Below are 25750 nucleotides of genomic sequence, written 5' to 3' on the forward strand. Positions count from 1 at the left end.
AGAGGTAACTATGCGCCTTGAGCAACCCCAGGCAATTCGCACTATTTTCTTTGATGCTGGTCAGACTCTCTTGCAGCCCTACCCTTCGGTTGTTGAGATCTGTCAGCAGGTCTGCCAACGCGCTGGCCTGGGCGTCGACCTGACACGCCTCAAGCAGGGCCTGATCGAGGCGGAAGATTTCTTCTATCGCCAGGTTCGCCTGAACCGCCATATCTGGGCCAGCGAGCAGGCTATCAATGAGCTATGGCTGGGTTACTACGTCAGTATGCTGCGTCAAGCCGTCGATGAGCGCAGCGAGCAGCGCCTCTACGAGTTGGCCCGAGCCATCACAGAGGAGTTCGCGACACATACGCGCTGGGAGGTCTTTCCTGACGTCGTGCCCACACTGGAAGTGCTGCAACAACATCACTATACCCTGGGCGTGATCTCAGACTGGGGTATCAGCCTCAACTCCATCCTGCACCGTCACCGCCTGACACGCTTCTTCGACTGCGTGATTGTCTCGGCAATCGCGCGCTACGCCAAGCCATCGACACTTCTCTATGAAACGGCCCTCCAGCGCGCTAATGCTATTGCTGACTACACGCTGCACATCGGTGACTCCTACATCCATGATGTGCTCGGCGCGCGCTCAGCCGGCATTACACCCGTGCTGCTGGATCGTTCCCACCGCCTGCGCAACCAGGATGTCGACTGTCTCCTCGTTCACTCGCTGACAGAGCTGCTGACCCTGCTTGAGCTGCCAGGCTACTCTCAGCCAGGCCAGGGCGATGAAGAGGCCCCGCTTGCTTTACACACCGCGACGAAGGACCAGGACGGAGCACAGCAACAGCCAGACAGGCCCTGCCGGCAGGGGTAGATCTCACTTTTTCTCCAGAGCGGGGAAGGAAGCGCTGCAACGACAAGGCAAAATGCAAGCGCCTCCTCAGCTAGTTCCCGCCGTCCCGCCCTACTGGCGTGCAACAGCCGCCGGGTTAAAACGGTAGAGACGGGCGGGTCGGTGGGTTCCTTCCATTTTCTTGGCTCCGGTATCCTCTAGAATACCGGTGGAGAGAATCTTCTTGCGGAAATTACGCTTATCCAACTTGCGGTGAAGGATGATTTCGTAGACGCGCTGCAGCTCACGCAGCGTGAACTGCTCTGGCAGCAAGTTAAAGGCGATGGTCGTATACTCCAGCTTGCCTCGAATACGCTGGAGCGTATAGGCCAGGATCTTGGCGTGATCAAAAGCTAGTTCCGGCAGATTGTACATTGAAAACCAGCCAACATCACTGGCATCATCCGCCGCCCGCACCTGCAAGCGCTCCGAGTCCAGAAGGGCATAATAGACCACTGTAATCACGCGCATGCGCGGATCACGGCCAGGGTCACCAAAGGTATAGAGCTGCTCTAGATAGACGTCCTGGACACCAGTCTCCTCATGCAGCTCACGCTTGGCCGCATCCTCCAGCGACTCATCGATGCGCACGAAGCCCCCTGGGATAGCCCACATGCCCTCATAAGGCCAGGAGCGCCGTTTGACCAGCAGCACTTGCAGATCTGACTGGCGAATGCTCATCATCACCACATCAACGGTCACCGATGGCCGCTCATACTTCGAGGGGTCATAATGATGGGCCTGAGCCTCTGCACTCGGTTTCTGGCTTTGCCCACTGCTCATCTGCTCGTTCTGCTCACCCATAGTTGTTGTCAGGAATAAGGTAAGAAAGCCAGGAGACAGCTCAGTGGTGAAAAGAGGCCACACTCAGGATGGCGGTGCGAGAGCAAGATGCGTCGGTCTTTGGGTCAGGTAGCCGCTGCGAGAAGCGTGCACCTTTCCCCGGTGCCCGCTCGCTCATCCATTGCGTGTTGTGCCACGCTCCTCACAATGCGTGTCTCGTTTACGCTAAAATAGCTGACTCTGGCACTTCTGTCAAGTGGGAACGCTTAGAGTGGCTGGCTCTCCCAGTTCGAGAGGAAAGCCCCAGGCCCCATCGCCGCCGGTCGGGCTGCCATTGTCCCCTGACGACGGCTGTGATATACTGGCACAGGCAGTACAAACATCTGTTCAGTTGTGGGGGAGAGCCATTGATGGCAGGTCTAGACTTGCACCAGATTGATTCCTACACCATCGCCGAGAAAATCAAGGAGAACGCCAGTGGCACCCTTTACCGCTGTCAGTCGACGAAACGCTCTCGTGCTGAGATCTTTATCAAGGTCAGTGCTCTCCCCTTGCTTACCGAGGCCGACCAGCAGCTTTTTCAGGAACGGGCGCGCCAGCTCAAGAGGCTCTCTGGCAACCGCACCATCGCTTCGGTGAGAGACTACGGCTTCTTTAGTCAGCCCGCTAGCGATCGGCTCTACGGTTATCTCGTGTTGCACGACCTGCCCAGCAAGAGTATCGAACACTATTTCCAAGAACAGCGCTGCCTGTCCCCTGATCAAATTTTGCCGGCACTGCTGTCTATTGGCGATGCTCTCCATGTGGCTCACCAGCGCAAGGTGCTGCACGGTAATCTCTACGCCGGCTGCATCCTTGGCGAGCCTGCTAATGCTGTGCTGACCGACTTTGCCCTGGCCTGCCGCGATGGGAGCCTGACCTATGACGACGAGCCCGCGGCCTTGCCATATAAAGCCCCGGAGCATTTGCGCGGCACTCCGTCGCTGGCCAGCGATCAGTACGCCCTGGCGGCCCTGGTCTATCACTGGCTCTGCGGACGCCCTCCCTACGAGGGAGGGACGGCCTCAGAACTGCTATCTCAACAGGAACGCCAGCTGCTGATCAGACCGCGCGACCTGAACCCGAGCATTTCAGCAGAGCTAGAGGCGGTTCTCCTGCAGGCACTGGCTCTTGATCCCGCCGAGCGTTTCCCTCATGTGCGCGCTTTCGCCGATGCCTGTCTGGCCGCCATCAAGGGCCTGCCTCACCTCTACCCGGTGCAAGAGCGCGAGAGCCCGGCCGAGCGTCCAATCATTCAATCTCCCTCCCCGGCGCTGATGGCATCGCCCAGCGAGATCAGCCCCGTTGCCATGCAGCGGGCGGCCTCAGCGCTACCGTTACCGACCAGCGCTGTTCCCGCTCACTCAGCCCCAGCTGCCCCCTCCAGGACACCGGCCCAGGAGACTGCGCCTGCTGGTACAGTCCTGCCGAAGGGAGAGAGGCCTGTAGAGGGGGAAGAAGCGGAAGGTCTCCTGGCCATCGTACGAGCCGATCTGCGCCAGGGCGGTATTCTCTCGCGCAGCCTGCCCGGCTACGAGGAGCGGCCCGCCCAAATCGCTATGGCCGAGGTTGTGGCCCGCGTCCTGGAACAAGAACGCCATGCCATTCTCGAAGCGTCAACCGGGACCGGTAAATCGCTGGCTTACCTCGTTCCCATTGTCCGCTCTGGCCGCGTAGCCATCATCAGCACCGCCAACAAAGCGCTGCAAGAGCAGCTCTTTTACAAGGATATTCCTTTCGTCCAGCAGCACATCAAGCCTTTCGAGGCGGCTCTGGTCAAAGGCATGGGGAACTACATTTGTCTGGATCGCCTCGAGAACGAGCGCCTTGGCCTGCAGCTTTACACCAAGAATCGCGAGTTCCGCCGCCTCTACGAGCTGACCCAAGACCCCGATGCCGATTTCAACGGCGATATCGAGAGCCTTGATTTCCCTCTCTCTGCCGACCTGCGCAGCCGTATCGTGGCCGAGCGTGATCAGTGCGCCTGGAGCAAATGCCCTTTCTTCTTCGACTGCTATGTTCGACAGATGCGTCTGCGCGCCGAGCAAGCTCAGATTATTGTGGTCAACCATACGCTGCTGCTGCTCGATGCGGCCCTGGAGGGCCACCTGCTCCCCGAGCGGGATGTCATCGTGCTGGACGAAGCCCACCACCTTGAAGAGGAGGCCACACGCGCCTTCACGATCACCATCAGTCCCAACCAGATTCGCACGCTGCTCGCCCAGCGCATGCTGAAGGAGCATAGCCGCTTGAGCCTCCAGGATGAGGCCGAGCGCGCCTGGCTCACAACCTGGCACCGCCTGGAGCAGCTGGCTCGTTCCTGTGGATCCGGCTCACGCCTGAACTTGCAGGAACCACTGGAGGAGGGCTTGCAGCTGGCGACCGTCATCGCCCAGCTCGCCGATTCTTTGCGACAGGAGCGCCCCCGCGATCTGCCGGAAAAGGAGAGCACGCTCTACGATCGGCTGCTCAAGCGCACGCAGAATCTGGCCGAGCACATCCGCACCGTGTTCTCCGTCAATCAACCCGAGCGCTATGTCTATTACCTGGAACGTGTGTCACAACCAGGACAGCGTGGCAACCATATTGAGGTTTCGGCGGCTCCGCTCGACGTGACCTCCTGGCTGCGCGAGAAGCTGCTCAAGACGCCGGTCCTCATCTTCACTTCGGCCACACTGGCTACTACAGGACCACACCCGCTGCGGCCCGAGGAGAAGGGACCCCACTTTGCTTATTTCCGACAGCGCATCGGCCTCAGCTACGAGGATATGCCGGAGGTAGAGGAACGGATTCTTCCCCTGACCTTTGACTACGAGCGGAATGCTCTGCTTTACCTGCCGCGCCATTTGCCCGAACCAGCTTACGGTGGGGGCGAAGCCGTGCGACGCTATACCGAGGCTATCGCCGGCGAAATGCTGCACCTGGTCAACGCCTCTCAGGGCCGCGCCTTCTTGCTCTTCTCCAGTCAGCGCATGCTGGATGCAGTCTACGAGCTGCTGCAGACGAGCGCCCTGCCTTTCCGCTTGCTACGCCAGGGCGATTGGCCACGCAACGAGTTGCTGCGCCAGTTTAAAGCGGAGCCTGCGGTTCTTTTCGGTCTCAAGAGTTTCTGGGAAGGGGTCGATATCCCCGGCGAAACCCTCTCGCTCGTGGTCATCGACAAGCTGCCATTCGACCCGCCTGACGACCCGGTCCACGCCGCCCGCGTTGCGCTCATGAAAGAGGCCGGCGAGAACTGGTTTGGTTCCTATGTTCTCCCCCAGGCCGTACTGCGCCTCAAACAGGGTCTGGGCCGTTTGTTGCGCACACGCGAGGACCGCGGCGTGATGGCCATTCTCGATAGCCGTATCTACACCAAGAGCTATGGCCGGCAGATTTTGAACGCCCTACCTCCCGCTCGCCGCACCGATCGGCTGGAAGAGGTTTACCGTTTTTTCCAGAATGGACGTCAGCCTTCCTTGGGAGCGGACAATTGACAGATGTTCCGGTACTAGGCATTATTGCGCACTCGGCAATATCAATGGGGAAACAGGATCTTTTTCTAAGACAATTGACGCTCCGGGTAAAGCTGCTATACTAGGAAGTGCATTCCGACGCGAGTGAGAGAAGTTCTTGTATCCAGCGGTACAGGGAGAACTGCATGAGCAAAGTCAAGATGCGCTGCATCAACTGCGGCAAGCGATTCCAGTCGGTTAATGCTAAAGAAGCCCTTTGCCCTGAGTGTAATCAGAAATCGCGGAGGGAGAAGCAGGTCACTAAAACAGGACCGCAGCGACCGGTGAGCGCGCCTCGCCCAGTGCCCCCACCCCCGCGGCCCCCCAGCTCTCCGGGAGGGACGAACCACTGGCTTGATCATCTGCAGGATATTAAGGTCAGTGAGCCAGAGCCACCTGCGCGTTCCAGATCACCACAGGGGCCAGCCTCCCGCCTTCCTGCCGACGCGCGTCACCCGGGACGAGAAGGTTCACGGCCACGACCTGCGGAGCGCCCTCTACGCGCAGAGCGGGAGCGGGAGCGAGAGCGAGAACGGGAGTGGACAGGGCCACGTGGGCCCGCCCAGTACTGGGAAGCGGAGCGCCGGGGTCCTCTCTTCCGCGGCGGTTACTCTTCGTTGGGTCAGCGTCCACGTTCTCCTGTGGAAAGCGTTCCGGCACGCGGCCCCCGTCAGACCGGTCCTTTCTCCAAACCCGTCGGCGCTGGCTCTGGCGCCAGCTTCGGCCCCAGCGGGAAAGGGAGCGCTCGACCAGGGTCGAGCCAGGCCGCCCACCATCATCATCATCGACAGGCAAAGGAGCCCGCAAAAGCAGCGAAGCCTCTCCCACAGTCGGTCAAGCCCAAGCGCGAAAAAACTCCTCCGCCGGCCCCGTTCGTGCCTACTCCAGAGCAGGTAGCGCTGGTCGAAGCACGCTACAAGGAGCTGGCCCAGCCCGTTGAGTTTGACGGCATCCGAACGCGGATTGCCCACGAGCTGAATATCCCTAAATCGGCAGTGAAGAAGATCGTTAAGGCCCTGCGCGAGCGCGAGGGGCTGCCAAGCTGGTGGGAGGTCCAGCCCTATCGAGGGAACAGCGAAGAACTGGCGAAGATCCGGTCCCTGTATGAGCCGTTTCTCCCTGTACCTCCAATCGGCGTCCATCGTACCATCGCGCAGCAGCTTTCGCTCAAACCCGCTCTGGTTTACCAGGCGATCCGCCTCATCCGCCAGGAGCTGAAGCTGCCGCAGTACAATGATCCTAGCCTGCATACTCAGGAATTGACAACGGGCCTACAGGCCGGGGACAATAAGCAAGCAGTGCCAGCCTTGCCGGCAGGTACTATGATGGTCACCTCGCCCACTCCCGAGGCCGTCTCTCTCCCTCGGGAGAGCGCTGGCTCGGGAAGCGGCGAATCTATACCGCACGCCACCGAGAGCCAGCCAACCTCGGAGGAGTAATCGGCTAGAGCCGGGCTGGCTCCTGGCTTGCTCTTCTGCCTGCACGGTTGAGCCAGACAGCCCCGGCCCGCTCTTGGCTTGAGGAAGGCAACTATGCAAGACTGTCTGTTCTGCAAGATCGCCAACGGCGAGATCCCGAGCAAGATCCTTTACCAGGATGCTGAGGTCGTCGCATTTGCGGACATCAATCCACAGGCACCCCATCACGTGCTGCTGATTCCGCGGCGCCACCTGGCTTCGATGAAGGAGGTGACGGAGCAGGATGGGGCCTTACTCGCCCACCTCTTTGTCGTCGCCAACAAGCTCGCTCAGGATTTCGGCCTCTCCGAGCGCGGGTTCCGCTTTGTGACCAACGTCGGACCCGACGCCGGACAATCGGTCTTTCATCTGCACTTCCATCTCTTGGGCGGGCGCCCGTTCGGCTGGCCGCCCGGCTAGCCCTGCGCGCCGGCCTGGTCCGGCTTACCCTGGGGCGAGAATCGCCAGCGCTTCCCGGCCTGGCTCCGCATCACCGCGGCCTCTCGCCCCTCTCGTCATTTCGGCATGGTTTGACTGAGCCAATCCGAGTCGTTACTGTTCCGCGAGCTGGTGGAAACAGGTGGGTTGCTTCGGGTTGGGTCTCTACGGCCCCGCGGTAGGATCGCCGGCCTTTGGCAAGCCGGTCTCGCTCTCTGGCCTCCTCTCGCGTGCCTTGTCTCTAGCTCCTCTTTCATCAGCCAATAGAGAGGCAAGAAAAGCCGTGAATGAATCGCCCAGATGAGCCAAGCTGAGTAAAAGGAGCAGGCAAGCGCCTAAGCAACTGCCGGGTCTGAGCGAAGGCTGGCACACGGGCCGAGCAGCGCTGAATCCATCGGTAAGATTTCTACAAAGGCCAGGGATGTCTTTATGCGCATTGCTATTGACTACACGACGGCTATCAGGCAGGGGGCAGGCATCGGGACCTATATCCGCTGCCTGGTTGAGGCCCTGCTCGCTCAGGATCAGGTGAACCATTATGTCCTGTTGAGCAGCCAGCCCCCCCAGGAGGGACGTACTTTCCCTCAAGCTGAGCATGTGACGATTCGGCGTATTCCTATTCCTGAGCGCTACCTCAACATTATCTGGTATCGCTGGCAGCTCCCTCCCTACGCGAATTGGTTCACCGGCCCTGTCGATCTCTACCACGGCCCGGACTTTGTCCTGCCGCCTTTTAGCCGCTTTGGCCGCCGTCCAAGAACTGTGGTGACTATCCATGACCTGGCGTTCCTGGAGTATCCCCAGTACGCTGTTCCTTCACTGGCCGCCTACCTGCGCGAGGTGGTCCCTCGCGCGGCACGCACCGCCGATGTGGTCGCCACGGTCTCTCAGGCTTCGGCTCATACGCTCACGAAGTATCTGGGAACCCCTCCCGAAAAGATGGCCATTATCTCTCCTGGGGTAGGTCGGGCCTTCCGGCGCGTGACCGACCCTGTGCTGCTGGAGGCCACACGCTATAAGTATGGCCTGAAACACCCTTTCGTCTTGACGGTGGGAACCAAGGAGCCGCGCAAGAACCACCTGGGTCTGATCCGCGCTTTCCATCAGGCCCTGAAACACAAGCCGCGCCCGAAAATGTTGGTCATTGTCGGCGGCCCGGGCTGGCTTTATGAGGAGACCGAGCAGGAAGTGGTCCGCCTGGGTCTGACGGAGAAGGTGCGTTTTCTGGGGCATGTGAGCACACTCGACCTGGTGATGCTCTATAGCATGGCCGATGTCTTTGCCTATCCTTCCTTCTATGAAGGCTTCGGTATGCCCGCCCTGGAGGCTTTGGCCTGCGGCGCCCCCGTGGTTACCTCGAACACCTCTTCGCTGCCCGAGGTGGTTGGCGAGGCCGCCCTCAAGGTCGATCCTTATGACGTCGAGGCCCTGGCTTCCGCGATCACGCGCTTGCTCGCAGACCAGCAGCTCTGTGAGGAGCTGCGGCAGAAGGGCTTTGAGCAGGCGAAACGCTATACCTGGGAAGCCTCGGCACGTAAAATGCTCCTGGTCTATCAGAAGCTCCACGAGGGCCTCACGGACTTCACTACGCTGGAGGCTTCCTATGCGGATCGGCATTAATGCGCTCTTCTTTCGCCATCCCGCCAGCGGGAGTGGCCAATATCTGCTGCACCTGCTCAAGGCCCTGGCCACGCTTGATCAGCGCCATGAGTATGTCCTTCTGGGACCCCGTCCCGGGCCTTTGCCGTTCACTCCTCCTTCCCACATGCGCTACGTCACGGCTCCTGTCCCTTCTCTATTGGCCCGGAGCGAGAATATTGAAAAACTGCTCTGGGAACAGATGACCTCACCACGCGCAGCCCGGCGCCAGGGTGTTGATCTGCTCCATATTCCCTACTTCGCGCCGCCGCTGCGGGCCTCCATGCCAGTCATCGTCACGGTGCACGATGTGATTCCCTGGCATATGTCCATTTACCGTGCTGGGGCCAAGATCGAGGCCTATATGCGGCTCATCTCCTACACAGTGCGGCGCGCTACCCTGATTATTACGGTCTCCGAGCATGCAAAGCGCGATATTGTCGAAACACTGAAGCTGCCTCCTGAGCGCATCCGCGTGATCTACGAGGCCGCCGGCGAGGAGTATCGCCCCGTGCATGACCCCGAGCAACTGGCCAGAGCGCGCGCACGTTACGGCCTGGCCGAGCATCAACGCTACGTCTTCTACCTCGGGGGATTGGATGTCCGTAAGAATGTTCCGCAGCTGGTGCGCGCCTTTGCCCACGTCTACGAGCGCCTGGGCGAGCCAGATTTGCGCCTCTTGATTTCGGGCGATCCCGACCGCCAGCGTGGCCCACGCTTCCCCGATCCCCGTCCGGTGGCCGCCGAGCTGGGCATCGCCGATAAGGTGATTGTACGTTTTGTGCACGATGAGGATAAGGCCGCTCTCTATAGTGGCGCCGGCCTGTTCGTGTTCCCCTCGCTCTATGAGGGCTTCGGCCTCGATCCCCTGGAGGCAATGGCCTGCGGCGCCCCCGTGGTCTGCTCGAATCGGACTTCGCTGCCCGAGGTAGTGGGCGACGCAGCTCTATGCGTTGATCCTACCGATCTGGACTCCCTCGTGGATGCAATGTATGCTGTTCTCAGTGATATGAGACTTGAGGCAGACCTGCGCGCTCGTTCGCTGCGCCGCGCTACGCAGTTTAGCTGGCAGCGGACTGCAAGCGAGACGCTGGCCGCCTATGAAGCAGCTTTATCGCTGGAGAGAGCTTAGTGCAATGCGCGTTCTGACGATCTCTAAGGCCTATGTCGCCGGCACTTCTCACCGTAAGCTGGAGGAGCTGGCTAAGTGCCCCGGCGTCGAGCTGATCGCTGTGACCCCTCCCTATTGGCTGGCTGATGATGGCAGCAAGCAGGAGCTGGAACGGGTCTACCTGGAGGGCTATGAGCTGATCGTGACGCCAATGGCGCTCAATGGCCATTTCCATATTCACTATTATCCTCAGCTCAGCAGTATTATGCGCCGCGTGCGCCCCGATATTGTGCATATCGATGAGGAGCCGTATAATTTCGCGACCTACCAGGCAATCCGCCTGGCTCGACGCTATGGGGCGCTGCCCATTTTCTCGACGTTCCAAAACCTTTATCGCCGCTATCCTCCTCCGTTCCGGCAATTTGAGCTGTATTGCTACCACCAAGCCCAACACGCTCAGGCCTGTAACAAGGCAGCAGGCGAGGTGCTGCGCCGCAAGGGCTATAAGGGCAAGATTCATTTGATCGCCCAGTTCGGAGCGGAGCCAAGCCTGCACTATCCCGATCCTCAACGCCGGCCCTACCAGCCGGGAGAGCCGTTTATCCTGGGCTACGTGGGCCGCCTGAAGGAGGAAAAGGGAGTACCACTGATTATCGAGGCCCTGGCAATGCTGCCAGAGTGCTGCCGCGTGGTCTTCATTGGCTACGGACCCTTGCGCGATGAGTTGGAGCGCATGGCCCAGCGCCTGGGCGTGGCCGAACGCGTGACCTTCCTGGGTAGCTTGCCAAGCTATAAGGTGCCCGACGAAATGCGCAAGATGCATGTGCTGCTGCAGCCTTCACTGACACGCCCTAATTGGATGGAGCAGTTCGGACGTTCGATGGCCGAGGCTATGTGCTGTGAGGTCCCCGTGGTAGGCTCCAGTTCGGGCGAGATCCCTGTGACAGTAGGCGACGGCGGCCTGATCTTCCCCGAGGGCGATGCTCGCGCCATGGCTGAGTGCGTGCGACGCCTGCTTGAAGATCAGGACCTCTATCAGCGTCTGGCGCGCCAGGCCCGCCAGCATATCTTGCAAAATTATACGCAGGAGGCAATCGCCCGCAAGACGTACGAGGTTTTTCTGGAGATGCTGGCCGAACGCGACGCCGCCACCTCAACGCCGACCTCTGCCTCTTGAGTGGCTCGATGGCTATGCGACGCTCCGCTCTCCTCTGGACACGTGTCCTGCGCCGGCGGCCAGCTCCCTGGCTGCTCTTCTTGCTTGGCACTGCGCTCTTCGTCGAGAGTGCCTGGCAGGTCTTCCTGGCACCAACCGACCTGCTACGTTACCAGTGCTACGCCCTGCTGTTCTGGTTCGGCAGCACAGCCCTGCATTGGCTTCCGGCGCAGCAGTGCACCTTTCTCTCGCTCCATGGAGTCCAGCCCCCCTTTCATATTTTACCCCAAGAATATCCTCCTCTGACAATTATTCCTTTCTCTCTTCCATTGCTTGTCCCACCGCCGTACTATACCCTGACTTTTGCCCTGCTGATGCTCGCTATCTCCGCCATCTTGCTATGGCTGCTGTATCGCTTCGTCTCACGGGAGGCAGCCCTGGGCGGGGCATTGCTTCTCCTCCTGGGAGGAGGGCCGCTCCTCCAGGTACGCTATGATCTACTGCCTTCCCTCTGCGTTCTGGTCTGTCTGCTGGCAGCCCAGCGCGAGCGGTGGACACTGGCCTATCTCGCCCTGGCAAGCGGCACGCTCCTCAAGCTCTATCCCCTGCTGGGCCTGCCAGCGCTCTTTCTGGCCGAGCAGCAGCATCTCAACGCTGGTCAGCAGCCACTGAAGAAGATTGCCTCCTGGCGCTGGCGCCATCTGCTGCTCTTCGCGGCAACCGTGGTAATGGTCAGCACTTTCTTCGCCTTGCTCAATCCCGAGGGGGCGCTACTGGAGCCGCTGCGTTACTTCAGTCAGCGCCCTCCCCAGATCGAATCGCTAGTCGCGAGTCTGCTCTGGCTGAGCAACCTGGTTGGCGTCGGCCAACCGCTGCAGCTCCTCTTCAGCTACGGCTCCCTCAACGTTGCCAGTCCCCTGGCGCCCGCCGTGAGTCTCCTCCTGACGGGCCTGCTCTGTATTGGCCTTTTGCTTACGCTCTGGTTGCAATACAAAGGTGCCTTCGACCTCTGGGAGAGTATGCTCGCTCTCTTGCTGCTGCTCATCACCACCGGGAAGGTCTTTAGCCCACAATATCTCCTCTGGGTCATTCCCCTGGTAGTCAGCTCTACCCTGAGTCGCACCACCCCAGCCCGCGCTCGCTCCTGGCAGCTGATCTGGATTGCCATCTGCCTGCTGACAAGCTCAATCTATGTTCTCTACTATCCTCACCTGGCCGACCCGTCTAGCGCGCCCCAGATCGCGCTGACGCTGCCCGGTTTCTTCGCGATTATTCTGCTGCGCAATGCCTTTGTGCTCGCGGCCACCCTTGGTCAGTTTGGCTTCGGTCTCCACCGGGCGTTATGATATAGTGAAACAGACGCAGCGATGGTCGCTTCGATCGAGTGGTTAGGCCAGTCAGGCGGAGGAGTTGTTTCTATGGATGACGCATTTCTCGGCTATTTAGTCAAAGGAAGATACAAGCTGATTGACCAGATCGCAGAGGGAGCTTTTGGCTCAGTCTACATTGCTCGTGATTTAGAAACTAACTATCTGTACGCGGTGAAACTGCTTCATGAGAAATTCCTGCGTAATACGGAGATCTTACAGCGTTTCCAGCGTGAAGCCTCGCTGCCGCTAGGTATCGATGATCCCCATATCGTCCATGTCATCGACTATGGCTGGGATGGGCAGGTCCATTTTATTGTTATGGATTATGTCGATGGTCACAACCTGCGCGCCATTATGCAGCGCCGCGGTCCATTCCCCCTGGAAACAGCCCTGGCCTACGCTGAGCAGGTTGCTCTTGGACTAGAGGCGGCTAACTGTCGTGGTATTGTGCACCGTGATCTCAAACCACAGAATATCCTGGTGAATAACCGGGGCGAAGTAAAAATTACTGATTTTGGTCTGGCTCGCGCCAAGGACACCCCAACGATCACTGAGACCGATGAATTCATGGGCACGGCCTACTACATTTCTCCTGAGCAGATCGACAGTGGCCACGCGGCAGACATTCGCTCTGACCTTTACTCGCTGGCGGCCATTCTTTTCGAGATGCTGGCGGGGAAACCGCCCTATCGGGGCAACAACGTGATGGAGCTCATTATCAAGCATAAAAACGAGCCTATTCCAGCGCTACGACCGCTGCGTCCCGATCTTCCGCCTATCGTTGATCAGTTTTTCCAAAAAGGCCTGGCCAAGCGACCCGAGCAGCGCTATCAAACGCCCCAGGAATTTATCGAGGCACTGCAGAACCTGCGCCGCGTCATGGCCAGCCATTCCCAGCCGGCCAGCCTGCCCACCTTCTCAGCTGGTCCGCTGACCCTCCCCGAGCAAAGCACAGTGATCGAGGCCGCAGCGCCCCGAGCCGCCGCCCGGCTCGTCCACCTGGCCACGGGGGAAGCCTTCCCACTGGCCAGCCAGGAGATGATTATCGGGCGACGTGATCCCGTGCGCAATCTCTATCCCGATATCAGCCTGGCTGACAAGATGGTGGGAAGGCGCCACGCCTGCATCCGCAATCGTCAGGGCACCTTTACCGTTGAGGACCTTCACTCACGCAACCGCACTCGTCTCAATGGCCGCTTTCTGCCACCTGGTGAAGAGCGAGCACTCAACCACGGCGACATCCTGCGTTTCGGCAATATTGAGATGCGCTTCGAGCTGGTCAATGGCCACCAGGCTCCAACAGAGGACAAGGAGGGAGAGGAGGCAGCGAGCTAGCTCGCTCATCGGCCCATTCGCTCACCTGTCCTGCCCTGTCTGCTTCAGCCCTGGCCAGCAAGATAGTCAGGCAAGGCCGCCACCGAGGGCAGCAGCACCTCGGGACGCTCTTCAGGCCGGCCTTCCTTGAGCAGAGGTGTATCTGGCCCGTGCTTGCCAGTGCAGACCAACAGTGCCCGCAGGCCAGCTCGCCTGGCCCCCTGGACATCGTTGACCAGATCGTCGCCTACCATCAGCGTCTCCTCCGGCGCCGTTCCCAGCAAGCGCACGGCCTCCTCAAAGAAGGCCCGCTCTGGCTTCCCAATGACCACAGCCTGTTTGCCAGAGGCCAGCTCCAGGGCGAAGACGAACGGCCCGCTATCGAGGCGCAGCCCATCGCTCACGCGCCAGTAGAGATTTTTGTGCATGGCTACCAGATCGGCGCCGGCCATCAGTAGACGAAAGGCACGATTCATATTCTCGTAGGAAAGCAACTCCTCAGCTCCACCGATTACCACCGCAGCGATATCCTCCCTCTCCACGTCGTCCGGCCTGAGTGGATCAACTAGTTCAATGCCAGCGAAATCAGCTGCAGTATCGCCTTTGCTGAGCAGCCAGCAGCGTTTGCCAGGATAGACGCGGCGCAAATAGGCGGCGGTGGCCATCGGAGCCGTGATCAGCTGCTCAGCGGAGACCGGTAGTCCGATCTCCTGGAGACGCTGGGCCAGCGTTGAGCGAGCCATTGTCGTCGTATTGGTTACAAAGGCATAGCGATAACCATGCTGCTCCAGCCAGCGCAGCGCCTCGGCAGCGCCTTCAACTGGCCGCATACTCACATGTAGCACACCATCGATATCCAGCAGCACACCGCGGACAGTTCTCATCAGGCGTCTCCTTCTCATCAGGATTGATCAAATAAAGCCAGACACTATAGAAGTCTCCCTACTGAAGAAGTCTCCCTACTGATCAGAAAACAGACGTTCTTGACAGTAGAGAGTGCCGACACTCTCTTCCTCGAAAATGGCCCCTTCGCCACAGATCGCCCGAGCATGAGGCTCTGCAACGCCGGAGAGCATTCGTTATCACTATATGCGTTTCTGGCCTGCGAAGCAAGAAGTGCTGGCGCGTTTACTCGAAGAGTAACCTGTTATCGTATCTTGCCCGGCCTGTCAGCAGAGGTTCCCCGAGATGGGAGCAATGAAAAAAGCCACGTACCAATGACACGAGACAGGGAATGATGCTATAATAGCCGCGAGGAATAGCCTTTAAGTAGGAGATTGCGCCATGGACGGTGACATGATCGGGCGTGTCATCAAGGGTCGCTACAAACTGATTGACGAAAGAGGGCGGGGCAACTTCGCCACCGTCTATGTTGCTCGTGACCTCGAAAACAACCATATTTATGCCATCAAGGTGCTGCATGTCGAGCTGGCGGGAGACAGCGAGTTGCTGGCCCGCTTTCAGCGTGAGGCCCGCATCCTGTTGCACCTGAGTGATCCCCATATTGTGCGTATCATCGACTATGGGGAAGACCACAACATGCACTTTATCGTGATGGACTACATCGATGGGCAGAATCTCAAGTACCATACGATCACCTATGGGCCGCTGAAGCCCTCGCGAGCGCTCAACTACGCGCATCAGATTGTCGAGGGCCTGGACGTCGCCTACCGACATGGTGTAGTCCATCGTGATATCAAGCCGCAGAACATCCTCATTAACACGAAGGATGTCGTCAAAATCACGGACTTCGGGCTAGCACGCAGCAGCGAGACGGTCACCCTGACCCGCTCCAACATGTTCATGGGCACTCCTTACTATATTGCGCCCGAGCAAGCCGAGAGCGGTCGCTCGGCAGACACCCGCTCGGATCTCTATTCGGTCGCCACCGTCCTGTTTGAAATGCTAACCGGCCATCCGCCGTTTGAGGGTGAGACAGCAGTCGACATCGTCATCAAGCACATGAATGAGAAAGTGCCCTCGATTTGCCGGCAGCGGCCAGAGCTGCCGCCGGAGATGGATCAGTTTTTCCAGAAGGCGATGGCCAAGGCGCCCGCAGAACGTTATCAGACTCCTCAGGAGTTCCTGGCCGCCTTAGAGCAGCTACAGCAGCGCGTTCATGAGGTAGGCGCTGATGAGCGTGCCGAGCCTCCCGAGGGAGAGCGCGCCGCTCCTCCTCGCATACCTCCTCAAAAACAGGCTCGCCTGGTCGTCATCGCCACGGGCCAGGTCTTTCCTCTTACCGGTGAGCAAATGGTCGTCGGTCGCCACGATCCAATTCTGGGGATTTACCCCGAAATTAATCTCATGGATAAGACAGTTGGCAGACGGCATGCCTATATCCGCAATCAGCATGGTACTTTTACCGTTGAAGACTTGAACGCTCTGAATAAAACCCGCTTAAATGGAGTGGTTCTTGCACCGCATGAGGAGCATGTACTCAAGGATGGAGATATTCTTCGCTTCGGCAGCGTTGAGGTTCGCTTTGAACTGCGCTGAGCTATTACGCTATTTTGCAGTTGTAGGGACGGCCCACGCGGTCGCTTTCTCCGCCAGGACATGTGGATCGGCCAGGCAGCTCCTACAACTCGGAGGGGTGAACCAGTATGCATAATCTACTATCGAGTCCGCTCATCCTCGTCATTGCAGCGGTCGTCGTTATCATCCTGATCGTGGGGGCCATCTTGCTGATACGCAGCAGCGGCAAGAAGCGCGATGAGGAGACGAGCGCCGCCCAGGCTCAGGCGCCAGAGTGGCAGCGCCAGGCCGCCCCAGGAGGATGGGGCCAGCAAGCGATGGGGAACGCTCCCGATCAGCTCTGGGGCCAGCCAGCCCAGTCACAGCAGCCGGGCGGATGGGGAAGCCCTGGCCCGGGCATGGCCCAGCCTCAGCAGCAGTCTCCGTTCTCGCCCTGGGGCGCCCAGGGCCCGGCTCAGCAGCCAGGCGGATGGGGTGGCGCAGGAGCCGCTGGAGCGCAGCCCCAGGCAGCGCCCTGGTCCGCACAGCCCCAGGCCCAGCAACCAGCTCAGCCGATGTCTCCCTGGGGCGCCCAAGCGCAAGCGCAAGCGCAAAGCGCTCCCTGGGGAATGCCCCCCGGGCAGGCTCAGCCCCAGGGCACACCTTCTTCTTCGGGTGCCAGCTGGGATAATGTCCCACCCGGTGGCCCAGTCCCGCCTTGGGAGAGCCAGCAGCCAGCAGGGGCACAAAACCCATGGGGTCAGACCGCTCCTCAGAGCGGTAACACCGCACCTTGGGGTCTGTCACAGCAGCCACAGCCGCCTTCTGGCCCAACAGCGATGCCGGCCTGGGGTCAGAGCGGGCCAACAGGACAACCCGCTGCTGCCGATCCCTGGGCCCAGGCGCAGGCCCAAAGCGCGTCTCCCGCTCAGCCCTGGGGCCAGGGGCTACAGCCTCCGCAGGGCGCTGGCATGATGGGGCAGGTCCCTGCCACACCAGCCCCAGCCTCGCCCGCCAGCAACCCCTGGCAGCAACCCCAGCAGGCTCAACAGCCCGTCTCTCTGCCCGGCTTTGCTCCTTCCGGCCCCACTGGCCAGCCCGGCCAGTTCGGCCAACCCCCGGAGGTCGCTCCCGCCGCCTTCTCCGAAGCCGATAAGACGATGCTGCGCACGACGGGACCGCAGGCTCGGATCGGCATCTTGCGCGTTGAAGAAGGGAAAGAGGCCGGTCGCGTCTACGAGATCCGTAAGGACTCGCTCAGCATCGGGCGCAGTCGCGAAAGTGATATCTTTCTGGAGGATCTGGCCGTCTCTCGCTTGCATGCCTCGATCATCAATATGGGCAATGGCAATTATGCCCTTAAGGATGAGGGGAGTGCCAACGGGACCCGGCTGAACGGCCAGATGATCACCAAGTACCAGCCCTATCCTCTCCAGGAAGGGGATAAGATCCAGCTTGGGCAAACCGTGCTTGTCTTCGCCAAACGTTGATGACAGATCTGTGGCTCAGCGTACTGTCACCTGGCCTGGCTGGCTTCGTTCGGTCTGGCTCGGTATTCTTGGGTTTGGCTTGTTGGTTCGGTTCTTCGGCCCCGGGTTTGCCTCCCTCTCGCTAGGTCAGGCAGGCCCGGAACGTGTGTCACATCGGTCGGGCACCCGCCGCGCCGCATCACTTCGGATGCCGCGGCTGGTTGCTGGCCTCTCGGCCCGGCAGCCTCAGCCAGGGTGCCCTCTTCAATGGGGTGAGTTGTGCAGCCACAACACGATGAGCTGATCGGAGCAACACTCGGAAACTATCGAATTCTGGCCCCACTGGGCCAGGGCGGCATGGCCCGCGTCTACCGCGCCCGACAGGAAAATCTGGACCGCGAGGTCGCCATCAAGGTGCTCCCGCCCTGGTACGCTGCAGATCGCAGCTTCGTCGAGCGTTTTAACCTCGAAGCCCGTCTGGTCGCTCGCCTCTCTCATCCCAATATCGTGACAGTCCACGACGCCAGCGAGTATAACGGGCTGCTCTACATCGTCATGCAATTGGTCGACGGGGGAACGTTGAAGCAGCGGCTCGACCAGCTCCGCGCCCAGGGGAAGACGATGGACTTGGCTGAGGCAGCGCACATCTTTCGCCAGCTCGCCGATGCCCTCAGCTATGCCCACGACCAGGGCATTATTCATCGCGATGTCAAACCTGTCAATGTGCTGATGGACCGCTCAGGCCGCCCTATCCTCTCAGACTTCGGCATCGCCAAGGTCCTGGCAAGCAGCCATGAGCAGCTGACACGCCCGGGCGCCGGCGTCGGCACCCCTGAATACATGTCCCCAGAACAATGTATGGGCGGGCAGATCGACGGACGAGCCGATATCTATGCGCTGGGCGTGATGCTCTATGAGGCCCTGACCGGACGCACGCCCTTCATCGGCGATAACTATCCAGCTCTGGCCCACAGCCACCTCTACGAACCACCATCTCCACCAAGTCGCTTTAATCCCACTCTTCCCCCTCCGGTGGAACGAGTGATCTTGACGGCCCTGATGAAGGACCCTGCTCAGCGCTACCAACGAGCCAGCGAGCTGGCCGATGCTCTCGACCTGGCTCTCCACGCCACTGGTCGGTTGCCAGCTTATCAACCAGCCTATCCAAGGGAGCGCTTCGCCTCAGCGGCTCCTCAGCTTGCTCAGGCAGCCCCAGCCGCTTCACCGGGCCTGTCTGTCGCACCCGGAACTGCCCAACCACGTACAACTGGCTATCTCTGCCCAAATTGCCAGCATCTCAATAAACCCCACATGCGCTACTGTACTCGCTGCGGCTGCCCGATCAACCAGTGCCCCGGCTGCGGGCGTATCCACCTGGCCAGTACCCGCTTCTGTACCGCCTGTGGACACGCTCTTTCTCCTGTCCCTGTTTAATGCACTTTGATAGAAACATTCATCTTTTCATCTTTGCCAGGCTGAACAAGCTGCTCCAGAATACGCCGCTGCTGCAGCAGACGCTTCTGGAGCAGCGAAAGCAGCGCTTCATCGCTCATAGCCAGAATACTGCGAATGCGCTCAACCAGAACACTTGGCTGTGTCGGCTTGGTCAAATAGTCGACCGCCCCCTCCTCCAAGCCGCGCACCTGCTCGCTCAGGCGAGTCGAGGCGGTCAATACCAGGACACGAATGGGGGGACTAAACTTGTTGGCTCGCAGCCAATGCAGTACCTCCCAGCCAGAGATAGGCCGCATGTTCAGATCGAGAACGATGAGCTGAGGACCAAAGCTGGGCACCAGCTCCATTGCCTCCTTCCCACTGCGCGCCCCACGTACCTCAAAGTGAGCATAGGACAGAAAAAGACTGAGGACATGAAGAATAGCTTCGTCATCCTCAACAATGAGAATTTTTGGCTTTCGCTCTTGAACAGACATGTCATCACCTTCTCCCAACCGCGGGGCAGCCAGAAAAGGCCCACGAGGAGCCACGGCCAGCATCCTCTGATGGAAAGACCAGCCTGGCACAAGACAAGACAATAAGCCAGCTTACCTGCGCGGCTTACGCGACTTACGAGGCGAGAGCATGCGTGCGTGTCAAGGGGAAGCGCACCTCCGCCACCGTATAGCCTCCACAGATCGGCTTGAGGCCAGGCGTGTTAGCCGGTGGTTCCAGCTCGGTCACACGCCGTAGACTGAAACGCCCACGCAGATCAGCAAGCAAATTGCGAATCAGCGAGAGGCCCAGCCCCTCACCGCTTTCTTCTTCCTCCAGGGGCTTCTTCGGCCCTCTCCCCGTATCAATGACCTCGACCACAACCATGCCTTCCTCCTCACGTCCCCTCACCAACACCGTTCCCTCGGTCAAATCAGCCATACCATGCTTAATGGCATTCGAGACCATCTCATTGAGCACCAGGGCCAGAATCGTGACCGCCCGAGAGGGAATCACGATCGGACATGGCTCAACCTTAAAGGTAATATGAGCATCCGGTGGACTGAGATTCGCGCTGGCCACACCGACTATCTTGCGTGCAATATCATCAACTCGCGCCTCACTAAGATCCTCATGCGCCAGCAGATCGTGGGTGGCCGCTAGCCCCTGAACCCGATTGACGCTCTCGGCCAGGGTATTGCCAACCTCGGGCGAGCGTGTCCGCCGGCGCTGTAGTGAGAGAATGCCGGCCACTGTGGCCAGGTTGTTCTTGACCCGGTGGTGCAGCTCGCGCAAGAGCATCGACTTCAGCTCCAGACCGCGCCGCGTCTCCTCATAGAGGCGCGCATTCTCAATAGCAATGGCGGCCTCATTCGCAAAGGTCACCACCAGCTGCATCTGCTCAGGACTTAGCAGATGCCTGTGGCTACTATAGATACAGATACATCCCAAAACTTTTCTTTTTACTTCCAGCGGCACACAAAGAACCGAGTGGATCTCAGATGAAATGAAGGGATCAGCGCGCAGAAAACATTTCTCATCCTGCTGGAAACAGTCGACGAGCATAATCGGGCGCCCCGTCTGGACGGCGCGCCCTGCGCAGCACTCGCCTACTTTGACACGTGCCTGCTGGATCTGGCTGCCGCCAAAGCCATAGTGGGCCAGGATGTGCAGCGTCTGCGTCTCGGCATCCAGCTCAAAGATACATGAGCGCTCGGCGCCGCTGAGATGCACCGCCTGAGTGGTGATCATTTGCAACACTTCGTCGAGATTCAAGGTGCGCGCAATGACAGTGGTGACACGGTGAATAGTCGCCAGCTCGTGAACCTTGCGCCGCAGCTGCTCATCGGTTTGCTCGTAGAGGCGCCCGTTTTCGACATTGATGGCAATGATCCCCGCTACCACCTCTAGAAAGTTGATCTCGTCGGGCGTGAAGTCGCGCGGCTCCTCCGACTGCACGCTGATGACCCCAATCAGGCGCTCGACTGAGCCAAAGAAGATGATCGGGAGCGCCATCAAGCCGTGATACTCTGTATCGTAGGTGGTGGCCTCAGCTGCAAAGTTCGGGTCGCCCATGACGTCGCGAACCAACAGGGGATGGCCTTTATCAGCCACCCAGCCACTGTATCCCTCACCCAGACGTAAGGTGAAATGCATGCCCCCAAGCGGGCGCGGGCCATTGGTCGCCCGCAGCGTTAGCAAGCGCTGCAACTCGTCGTAAAAGAAGATCGCGCACAGCGAGACCTGCAGCTCCTCCGCCACAATGCGCGCCGTCACTTCCAGCGTCTGATCAAGGTCCATGCTGGAGTTGTTAATGCCGTTGATGCGCTGCAGAGCCAGGAGACGCCGGCTGTTGCGTTCCAACGCGCGCCGCTGTTCATCAGCGATCCGGCTCACCGCCTCCTGATAGCCGTGAGTCAGCGCCAGCGAGCAGGCCGACTGGAGCCGGTAGAGGCGAGCAAGCGCTGCGGCCAGCCACTGGGGCTGGTCAGTAAAAATAGCCTGCAACTCCTCGCTGAGGGCATCGATATAGACCTGCATGGCTTCCAGGCGGGCGTCTAATCTCCCCCCCTGCTCCGCCAGCCAGCGCCCCGAGCGCTCAAAGCGACTCTGCAGCCCGGCCTCATCTTCTCCTACTAGCGCCTGCAAGAACAGCCAGGCATCGCTCCCTTCTTCGGGACCAGAGCTTGCGCCGGAGGCCCGTTGTAAGCATATCTGTAACCGTGAGAGGTGTTGGCCAAGCACCTGCTCCACTTCACACTGTTGCGACACGTCCTGTCACCCTGTTCTGGTTACTGCCTCTCTTGCAAGCCACGGATGGAAGATGCGCCTTTTCCTCTGAGGGCGAGGACCAGATATTCTCAGGTCAACCAGGCCAGATGTCTTATCCGACCTTTCTGCTTCAGAGAGATGTGCTATCCTCTGCCCGTGGTACTTCAGCAGCGACCGCTACGAACTTGAACCACATTATATCATAGATAGCGGCCAGTATATAGCTGTCTGGTCTTCTCCAGGCTTTTCCCTCCAGCGGGCCTTCCCACGGCCTGTCTTTGATAGCCTTTTCAGGGGAAGAGCCGCCCGCTGGTTCATCCTTCGACCGTTACTAAAAAAGTAACGGGAAATAACGCTGAGATCACTCGTGAGCATGTATGGGAGAAACAACCGATGAGAAGGTGCTCGCACTGCGGCCTGTCGCTCTCGCCAACCTGGACAGATAGCCGCTGCCCCCGCTGTGGCTCTGTCCTGGGCCAGGTCCCCCCATCATCACCGTCCCTGGCCCCTGATTGGGCAGCGCCTTTTGAATACCAATGGGGAGCCGTCCCGACCCCTATGCCCCAGGCCCAGCCTGGCAGCGCAGGGTCAGTCCCAACTTCTGTTCAACAAATGCCTTTCCCGAGCTGGCCTCAGTCCGGGCCGGCTCCTCAGCCAACTCCGCTGCCGCTAGGAGGTGGAGACTGGAACGACGTCGATCCCGCCAGCCCAACCACTGTCTTCCAGCCCCAGCTGGTACAACAACCGCCCCAACCACAAACGCCGCTCTGGCTCCCCGGGTCTCCACCTCAGCCAGGTGCGTCCCCGCAGGAGTTCTCGCCTGCTACTCCAGCCACTGCGGGCACAGCCTTCACTGCTCCTTCTTATCGTCCCAGCCATGTGCGCCTGGGCTTCTTCACTTCAGCCGCTTGCCTGGTGACGGCTGCCATTATCCTGCTCTTTGTCTGGTTCATGGCCACCAATATGGTGGTAAACCCCACCGGGGGCAGCGCCAGCTTGCAGAACGCAGTGACCGCCACGGCAAGCCATAACGGCCCGGCTACACCGCTGGCTAGCGCTACCGCCTCCCCTTCCACGACAGCGCTGCCCGGCCAGGCTTATATTGATCAGCCCCAGCTGGCCAGCGCCGTCAATACACAGACAGGCCAGCCTAGCCAGGTGACAACAACTTTTAAGACCAATCAAGCCATCTACGTCACTTTTGCTCTCCATCCACATGGGCAGGCAGGTGCTGTCTGCGTTTACTGGTATCTCAACGGCAATAGTGTGACTAACTTTGCTTTCCCTGTCAGGCCCTACAGCCAAACTGGCTACTCCTATGCCATTTATGGTCAGCCCGGGACAGGAAGCGTCGATCTCTACTGGGCAAGCACAACGCAATGTACGGACCGCGTCCTGGCCCAGCACGTTACCTTTACGGTTGTGGCTGGATGACTGGTTGCTTTGCTCGGAAGCCTTGCCCCGGTAACCTGGTGTGGTGGCCGGTCTCTCACCCGCTTCTGATTCGGCAAGGAGTAAATCTGTCGCAAAATGATCCCCTTGCCAGCGTTTTCTCTAAAGGTGGCTAGAAGCAGCCACCTGGCAGCCGCGATGACGCGTGCTATATTGAGAGAGCAGCAAGCCAGGCCGGGGGTGAGCTGAAAAGGGAAAGTGGCAGGGGGGTTAGCAGAGAAGCAGGCTAGGGTCAAGCTAAGTCGGTAGAAGGAATGCCCCAGGCGGGCGTCTCCAGCGTCTCAGAAGGTTCTGGACCACGGCACAGCTTTGGTTCTGACGAACGCCCACCGGCTGCTGGTCTACTTGAGTGAGGAGGTTTTCCCATGCAATGCAATCGTTGCGGGGCAGCGCTCCCTACAGGAGCCGCCTCGTGCCCGGTCTGCGGCAATCCTACACCCTATAACCTTGCTAGCCAGACCCCCTATGACCCTACTGTGGCCGCTATTCCATCCCAGGGGACTCCCCCTCCGCCGCCGGCTACTAACTACGGCCCCCAGGGGAGTTCTCCCTATGGCCCGCCAAGCATGCCTACCGATCCCTATAGCCCCTCCCCCGTAGGACCCTATGTACCTGGCGGCCCAGGCCCCTACGGCCCACCCCCTACCCCACCACGCAAGAGCAACCTCGGCAAGGTGCTGCTCATCGTCGGCGCAGTGCTGCTGGTTATCGTCGCAGCCTGCTGTGGCGGTTTCTTCATTATAGCACGCAATGCCTCTAATAATGTAGTTAGCAGCATTAATGCGACTGCCACCGCTATTGCCGCGACAGCTTCGGCAGAGGAGGGCACAGCCAGTAGCCTGCTGACCCCAACGACCACCGTGGCTCCTACCACCTCGGCCCCCTCTAACCAGCAAGGCCCCTCACCATCCGGTTCGCCCATTGCTACTTCGGCAAGTGCCATCGTCACTAAGGTACAGATGGCCGATCAGGTGAACGATGTGACGCCAACCCATCTAACCTCAACCTTTAAAACGCACCAAACCATTTATGCCACTTTTGAGATAAAGAGTGGCAACAGTGGATATATGGTAGCCAAATGGTATCTTAACAATGTACATGCATTTGATAACAAAGTATTGCAGGTGAAACCAGGCTACGACGCAGGTTACTTCGCCGGCTATTACAACCTGGCTGGTCAGGGAGCGGTCGAGATCTACTGGTGCACTACCTCTGACTGCAGCGACGCTCAACTAGCCCAGGTGGCCACCTTCACTGTCGAGGAGAGCAGCTAACCCGGGCTCAGACGGGCGTGGGCCACTACAGCGCTCGATCTGCCGAGCGAGTAGCGCACCTCACGCCCGTGAGCCTGGCAGCTCTGTTCAGCCAATCAGCAGCAGTGGAGGAGTGTATGCTTGTGGCTCCTCTCCTCAACCTGAGCCCGGAGAGGAGGAGGGCTAGTCGTTGGATAGGCCTTCGCTGACAAAAGGAGCCAGGGCGGCCCTCAGCTGGGCGAGTTCCTGTCCGTCCAAGGGCAAGACCGGCGAGCGCGGCGGCCCTCCATAGCCTCGGAGCAGCTGCAGGGCGGCCTTGAGCCCGGCTACACTGTAGGTCGTGGTCAGTAGAGTATTGAGTGCTACCAGGCGAGCTTGTAGGCGGCGGGCCTCTTCGAGACAGCCGGAGGCAAAAAGAGTCTGGACGCGACAAACCTGCTGTGGCAGAACGTTGGCCAAGGCAGGTACTCCTCCCCGCGCTCCGACCGCCAGCGCCGGTAGCAGAAAGCCAGCACTGCCAGCTAGCACAGCGAAATCGGGACGGCTGGCGTCCAGCTGGCCCACGATCTGGGCCAGCTTGGCAATGTTGCCAGCGCTATCTTTGAGGCCGATGATATTGGGGTGCTCCTCGGCCAGGCGGCAAATCAGCGACGCCTCCATGTCCAGACCTGCCGTATTGGCTGGCATATTGTAAATCACAACGGGCAGAGGAGAATAGTTAGCGACTGCCCGATAATGTGCCAGCAGCGCTGCCCCAGTCATCCGCCCACGGAAATAGAAGGGGGGTAGCACTAGTACAGCATCGGCCCCCGCGCGAGCCGCTCGCTCGCAGCCAGCGATAGTAGCCCGCGTCGACTGCTCACCACAGCCGGCGAGCAACTGAAGTCGGAAACGTGCTTTCTCTTTTGGGTGGTCCAGCTGGTCAATGACTTGACGTGCCGTGCGAATGACCTGTTCGCGCTCCTCGCTGGTCAAATGGGGCGCTTCGCCATTCGAGCCAAGAACCACATAACCGGCGATATCGCTCTCGGCCAGCCAGCGGAGGTGGTCCTCCAGCGTCGCCAGGTCAAGCTCTTCGTCGGGAGTGAAGAACGTCGGAACCGGCGGATAAATCCCCTGTAAATGCAAGGCAGACATGTCTCTTCTTTCCCTCTGCTAGGCCATACATACACTACTGGCCGAATCCCTTGGGCGGCGAGGCGGCGAGGAAGAGGCCCGGAGCGTGCAGCCACCAGAGCCAGG

The 25750-nt window shown here is 59.7% G+C and carries 19 protein-coding genes; 14 read left to right on the forward strand and 5 right to left on the reverse strand.

Annotated elements, in window-relative coordinates; all coding sequences use genetic code 11:
• The first annotated feature begins 10 nt into the window (after positions 1 to 10).
• Positions 11 to 859: an HAD family hydrolase gene (locus KTAU_RS04580; RefSeq protein WP_151727226.1), complete on the forward strand. Its 849-nt coding sequence runs from the start codon at positions 11 to 13 to the stop codon at positions 857 to 859.
• A gap of 90 nt (positions 860 to 949) precedes the next feature.
• Here KTAU_RS04580 and KTAU_RS04585 read toward each other — a convergent pair whose 3' ends face one another.
• Positions 950 to 1660: an NUDIX hydrolase gene (locus KTAU_RS04585; RefSeq protein WP_170293056.1), complete on the reverse strand. Its 711-nt coding sequence runs from the start codon at positions 1658 to 1660 to the stop codon at positions 950 to 952.
• Positions 1661 to 2070: 410 nt separating this feature from the next.
• On the opposite strand from KTAU_RS04585, the gene KTAU_RS04590 reads away from it, so the two are divergent.
• From KTAU_RS04590 to KTAU_RS04625, 8 genes are all read left to right on the forward strand, one after another.
• Positions 2071 to 5175, forward strand: a complete 3105-nt coding sequence (locus KTAU_RS04590) for a helicase C-terminal domain-containing protein (protein ID WP_170293057.1) — start codon at positions 2071 to 2073, stop codon at positions 5173 to 5175.
• A 164-nt stretch (positions 5176 to 5339) separates the two neighbouring features.
• Entirely contained in the window at positions 5340 to 6632 is a 1293-nt protein-coding gene (locus tag KTAU_RS04595) for an FmdB family zinc ribbon protein (RefSeq protein ID WP_151727229.1), read from the forward strand.
• 93 nt (positions 6633 to 6725) lie between these two features.
• Positions 6726 to 7070: a histidine triad nucleotide-binding protein gene (locus KTAU_RS04600; protein WP_112429333.1), complete on the forward strand. Its 345-nt coding sequence runs from the start codon at positions 6726 to 6728 to the stop codon at positions 7068 to 7070.
• 447 nt (positions 7071 to 7517) lie between these two features.
• Positions 7518 to 8708 (forward strand): glycosyltransferase family 4 protein, encoded by a 1191-nt coding sequence (locus tag KTAU_RS04605; RefSeq protein ID WP_151727230.1) that lies wholly within the window; start codon positions 7518 to 7520, stop codon positions 8706 to 8708.
• A complete protein-coding gene (locus KTAU_RS04610) occupies positions 8692 to 9858 on the forward strand; it encodes a glycosyltransferase family 4 protein (protein WP_151727231.1) in 1167 nt (388 codons plus the stop codon). The genes KTAU_RS04605 and KTAU_RS04610 overlap by 17 nt, the downstream gene beginning before the upstream one ends.
• 4 nt (positions 9859 to 9862) lie before the next feature.
• Positions 9863 to 11014, forward strand: a complete 1152-nt coding sequence (locus KTAU_RS04615) for a glycosyltransferase family 4 protein (RefSeq protein ID WP_151727232.1) — start codon at positions 9863 to 9865, stop codon at positions 11012 to 11014.
• 8 nt (positions 11015 to 11022) lie between these two features.
• Positions 11023 to 12339, forward strand: coding sequence for a glycosyltransferase 87 family protein (locus tag KTAU_RS04620; RefSeq protein WP_151727233.1), 1317 nt, complete (start codon positions 11023 to 11025; stop codon positions 12337 to 12339).
• A 72-nt stretch (positions 12340 to 12411) separates the two neighbouring features.
• Positions 12412 to 13698, forward strand: a complete 1287-nt coding sequence (locus tag KTAU_RS04625; protein ID WP_170293058.1) for an FHA domain-containing serine/threonine-protein kinase — start codon at positions 12412 to 12414, stop codon at positions 13696 to 13698.
• A gap of 44 nt (positions 13699 to 13742) precedes the next feature.
• On the opposite strand, the gene KTAU_RS04630 is transcribed toward KTAU_RS04625, so the two are convergent.
• Positions 13743 to 14561 carry a TIGR01458 family HAD-type hydrolase gene (locus KTAU_RS04630; RefSeq protein ID WP_170293059.1) on the reverse strand — a complete coding sequence of 273 codons (819 nt, stop codon included), beginning with the start codon at positions 14559 to 14561 and terminating at the stop codon, positions 13743 to 13745.
• A 400-nt stretch (positions 14562 to 14961) separates the two neighbouring features.
• Between KTAU_RS04630 and KTAU_RS04635 the strand changes: the two genes are divergently transcribed.
• The 3 genes from KTAU_RS04635 (at position 14962) to KTAU_RS04645 (ending at position 19037) form a co-directional block, all read left to right on the forward strand.
• On the forward strand, positions 14962 to 16176 hold the full coding sequence (locus tag KTAU_RS04635) for a protein kinase domain-containing protein (RefSeq protein ID WP_151727236.1): 1215 nt from the start codon (positions 14962 to 14964) through the stop codon (positions 16174 to 16176).
• Between the two features lie 107 nt (positions 16177 to 16283).
• Entirely contained in the window at positions 16284 to 17624 is a 1341-nt protein-coding gene (locus KTAU_RS04640; protein WP_151727237.1) for an FHA domain-containing protein, read from the forward strand.
• A gap of 258 nt (positions 17625 to 17882) precedes the next feature.
• On the forward strand, positions 17883 to 19037 hold the full coding sequence (locus tag KTAU_RS04645) for a serine/threonine-protein kinase (RefSeq protein WP_151727238.1): 1155 nt from the start codon (positions 17883 to 17885) through the stop codon (positions 19035 to 19037).
• On the opposite strand, the gene KTAU_RS04650 is transcribed toward KTAU_RS04645, so the two are convergent.
• Positions 19034 to 19534, reverse strand: coding sequence for a response regulator transcription factor (locus KTAU_RS04650; RefSeq protein WP_170293060.1), 501 nt, complete (start codon positions 19532 to 19534; stop codon positions 19034 to 19036). The two genes, KTAU_RS04645 and KTAU_RS04650, sit on opposite strands and share 4 nt — an antisense overlap.
• Positions 19535 to 19667: 133 nt before the next feature.
• Positions 19668 to 21803, reverse strand: coding sequence for a GAF domain-containing protein (locus KTAU_RS04655; RefSeq protein WP_151727240.1), 2136 nt, complete (start codon positions 21801 to 21803; stop codon positions 19668 to 19670).
• Between the two features lie 558 nt (positions 21804 to 22361).
• Here KTAU_RS04655 and KTAU_RS04660 point away from each other — a divergent pair.
• Together KTAU_RS04660 and KTAU_RS04665 are read left to right on the forward strand one after the other, a co-directional pair.
• Positions 22362 to 23237, forward strand: coding sequence for a hypothetical protein (locus tag KTAU_RS04660; protein WP_151727241.1), 876 nt, complete (start codon positions 22362 to 22364; stop codon positions 23235 to 23237).
• 383 nt (positions 23238 to 23620) lie between these two features.
• Entirely contained in the window at positions 23621 to 24529 is a 909-nt protein-coding gene (locus KTAU_RS04665; RefSeq protein ID WP_151727242.1) for a zinc ribbon domain-containing protein, read from the forward strand.
• Between the two features lie 162 nt (positions 24530 to 24691).
• Here the strand turns inward: KTAU_RS04665 and KTAU_RS04670 are convergent, their stop codons facing one another.
• On the reverse strand, positions 24692 to 25645 hold the full coding sequence (locus KTAU_RS04670; protein WP_151727243.1) for a dihydrodipicolinate synthase family protein: 954 nt from the start codon (positions 25643 to 25645) through the stop codon (positions 24692 to 24694).
• Positions 25646 to 25750: the final 105 nt, after the last annotated feature.

It is taken from the genome of Thermogemmatispora aurantia (assembly GCF_008974285.1).
GTDB lineage: Bacteria > Chloroflexota > Ktedonobacteria > Ktedonobacterales > Ktedonobacteraceae > Thermogemmatispora > Thermogemmatispora aurantia.

Excerpts from the sequence above, each read along its gene's own strand:
- KTAU_RS04580 (WP_151727226.1), top strand. The coding sequence starts at position 11 with ATGCGCCTTGAGCAACCCCAGGCAATTCGCACTATTTTCTTTGATGCT.
- KTAU_RS04605 (WP_151727230.1), top strand. The coding sequence starts at position 7,518 with ATGCGCATTGCTATTGACTACACGACGGCTATCAGGCAGGGGGCAGGC.
- KTAU_RS04620 (WP_151727233.1), top strand. The coding sequence starts at position 11,023 with ATGGCTATGCGACGCTCCGCTCTCCTCTGGACACGTGTCCTGCGCCGG.
- KTAU_RS04625 (WP_170293058.1), top strand. The coding sequence starts at position 12,412 with ATGGATGACGCATTTCTCGGCTATTTAGTCAAAGGAAGATACAAGCTG.
- KTAU_RS04600 (WP_112429333.1), top strand. The coding sequence starts at position 6,726 with ATGCAAGACTGTCTGTTCTGCAAGATCGCCAACGGCGAGATCCCGAGC.
- KTAU_RS04590 (WP_170293057.1), top strand. The coding sequence starts at position 2,071 with ATGGCAGGTCTAGACTTGCACCAGATTGATTCCTACACCATCGCCGAG.
- KTAU_RS04615 (WP_151727232.1), top strand. The coding sequence starts at position 9,863 with ATGCGCGTTCTGACGATCTCTAAGGCCTATGTCGCCGGCACTTCTCAC.
- KTAU_RS04640 (WP_151727237.1), top strand. The coding sequence starts at position 16,284 with ATGCATAATCTACTATCGAGTCCGCTCATCCTCGTCATTGCAGCGGTC.
- KTAU_RS04630 (WP_170293059.1), bottom strand. The coding sequence starts at position 14,561 with ATGAGAACTGTCCGCGGTGTGCTGCTGGATATCGATGGTGTGCTACAT.
- KTAU_RS04650 (WP_170293060.1), bottom strand. The coding sequence starts at position 19,534 with ATGTCTGTTCAAGAGCGAAAGCCAAAAATTCTCATTGTTGAGGATGAC.
- KTAU_RS04670 (WP_151727243.1), bottom strand. The coding sequence starts at position 25,645 with ATGTCTGCCTTGCATTTACAGGGGATTTATCCGCCGGTTCCGACGTTC.
- KTAU_RS04665 (WP_151727242.1), top strand. The coding sequence starts at position 23,621 with ATGCAATGCAATCGTTGCGGGGCAGCGCTCCCTACAGGAGCCGCCTCG.
- KTAU_RS04595 (WP_151727229.1), top strand. The coding sequence starts at position 5,340 with ATGAGCAAAGTCAAGATGCGCTGCATCAACTGCGGCAAGCGATTCCAG.
- KTAU_RS04610 (WP_151727231.1), top strand. The coding sequence starts at position 8,692 with ATGCGGATCGGCATTAATGCGCTCTTCTTTCGCCATCCCGCCAGCGGG.
- KTAU_RS04585 (WP_170293056.1), bottom strand. The coding sequence starts at position 1,660 with ATGAGCAGTGGGCAAAGCCAGAAACCGAGTGCAGAGGCTCAGGCCCAT.
- KTAU_RS04660 (WP_151727241.1), top strand. The coding sequence starts at position 22,362 with ATGCCCCAGGCCCAGCCTGGCAGCGCAGGGTCAGTCCCAACTTCTGTT.
- KTAU_RS04635 (WP_151727236.1), top strand. The coding sequence starts at position 14,962 with ATGGACGGTGACATGATCGGGCGTGTCATCAAGGGTCGCTACAAACTG.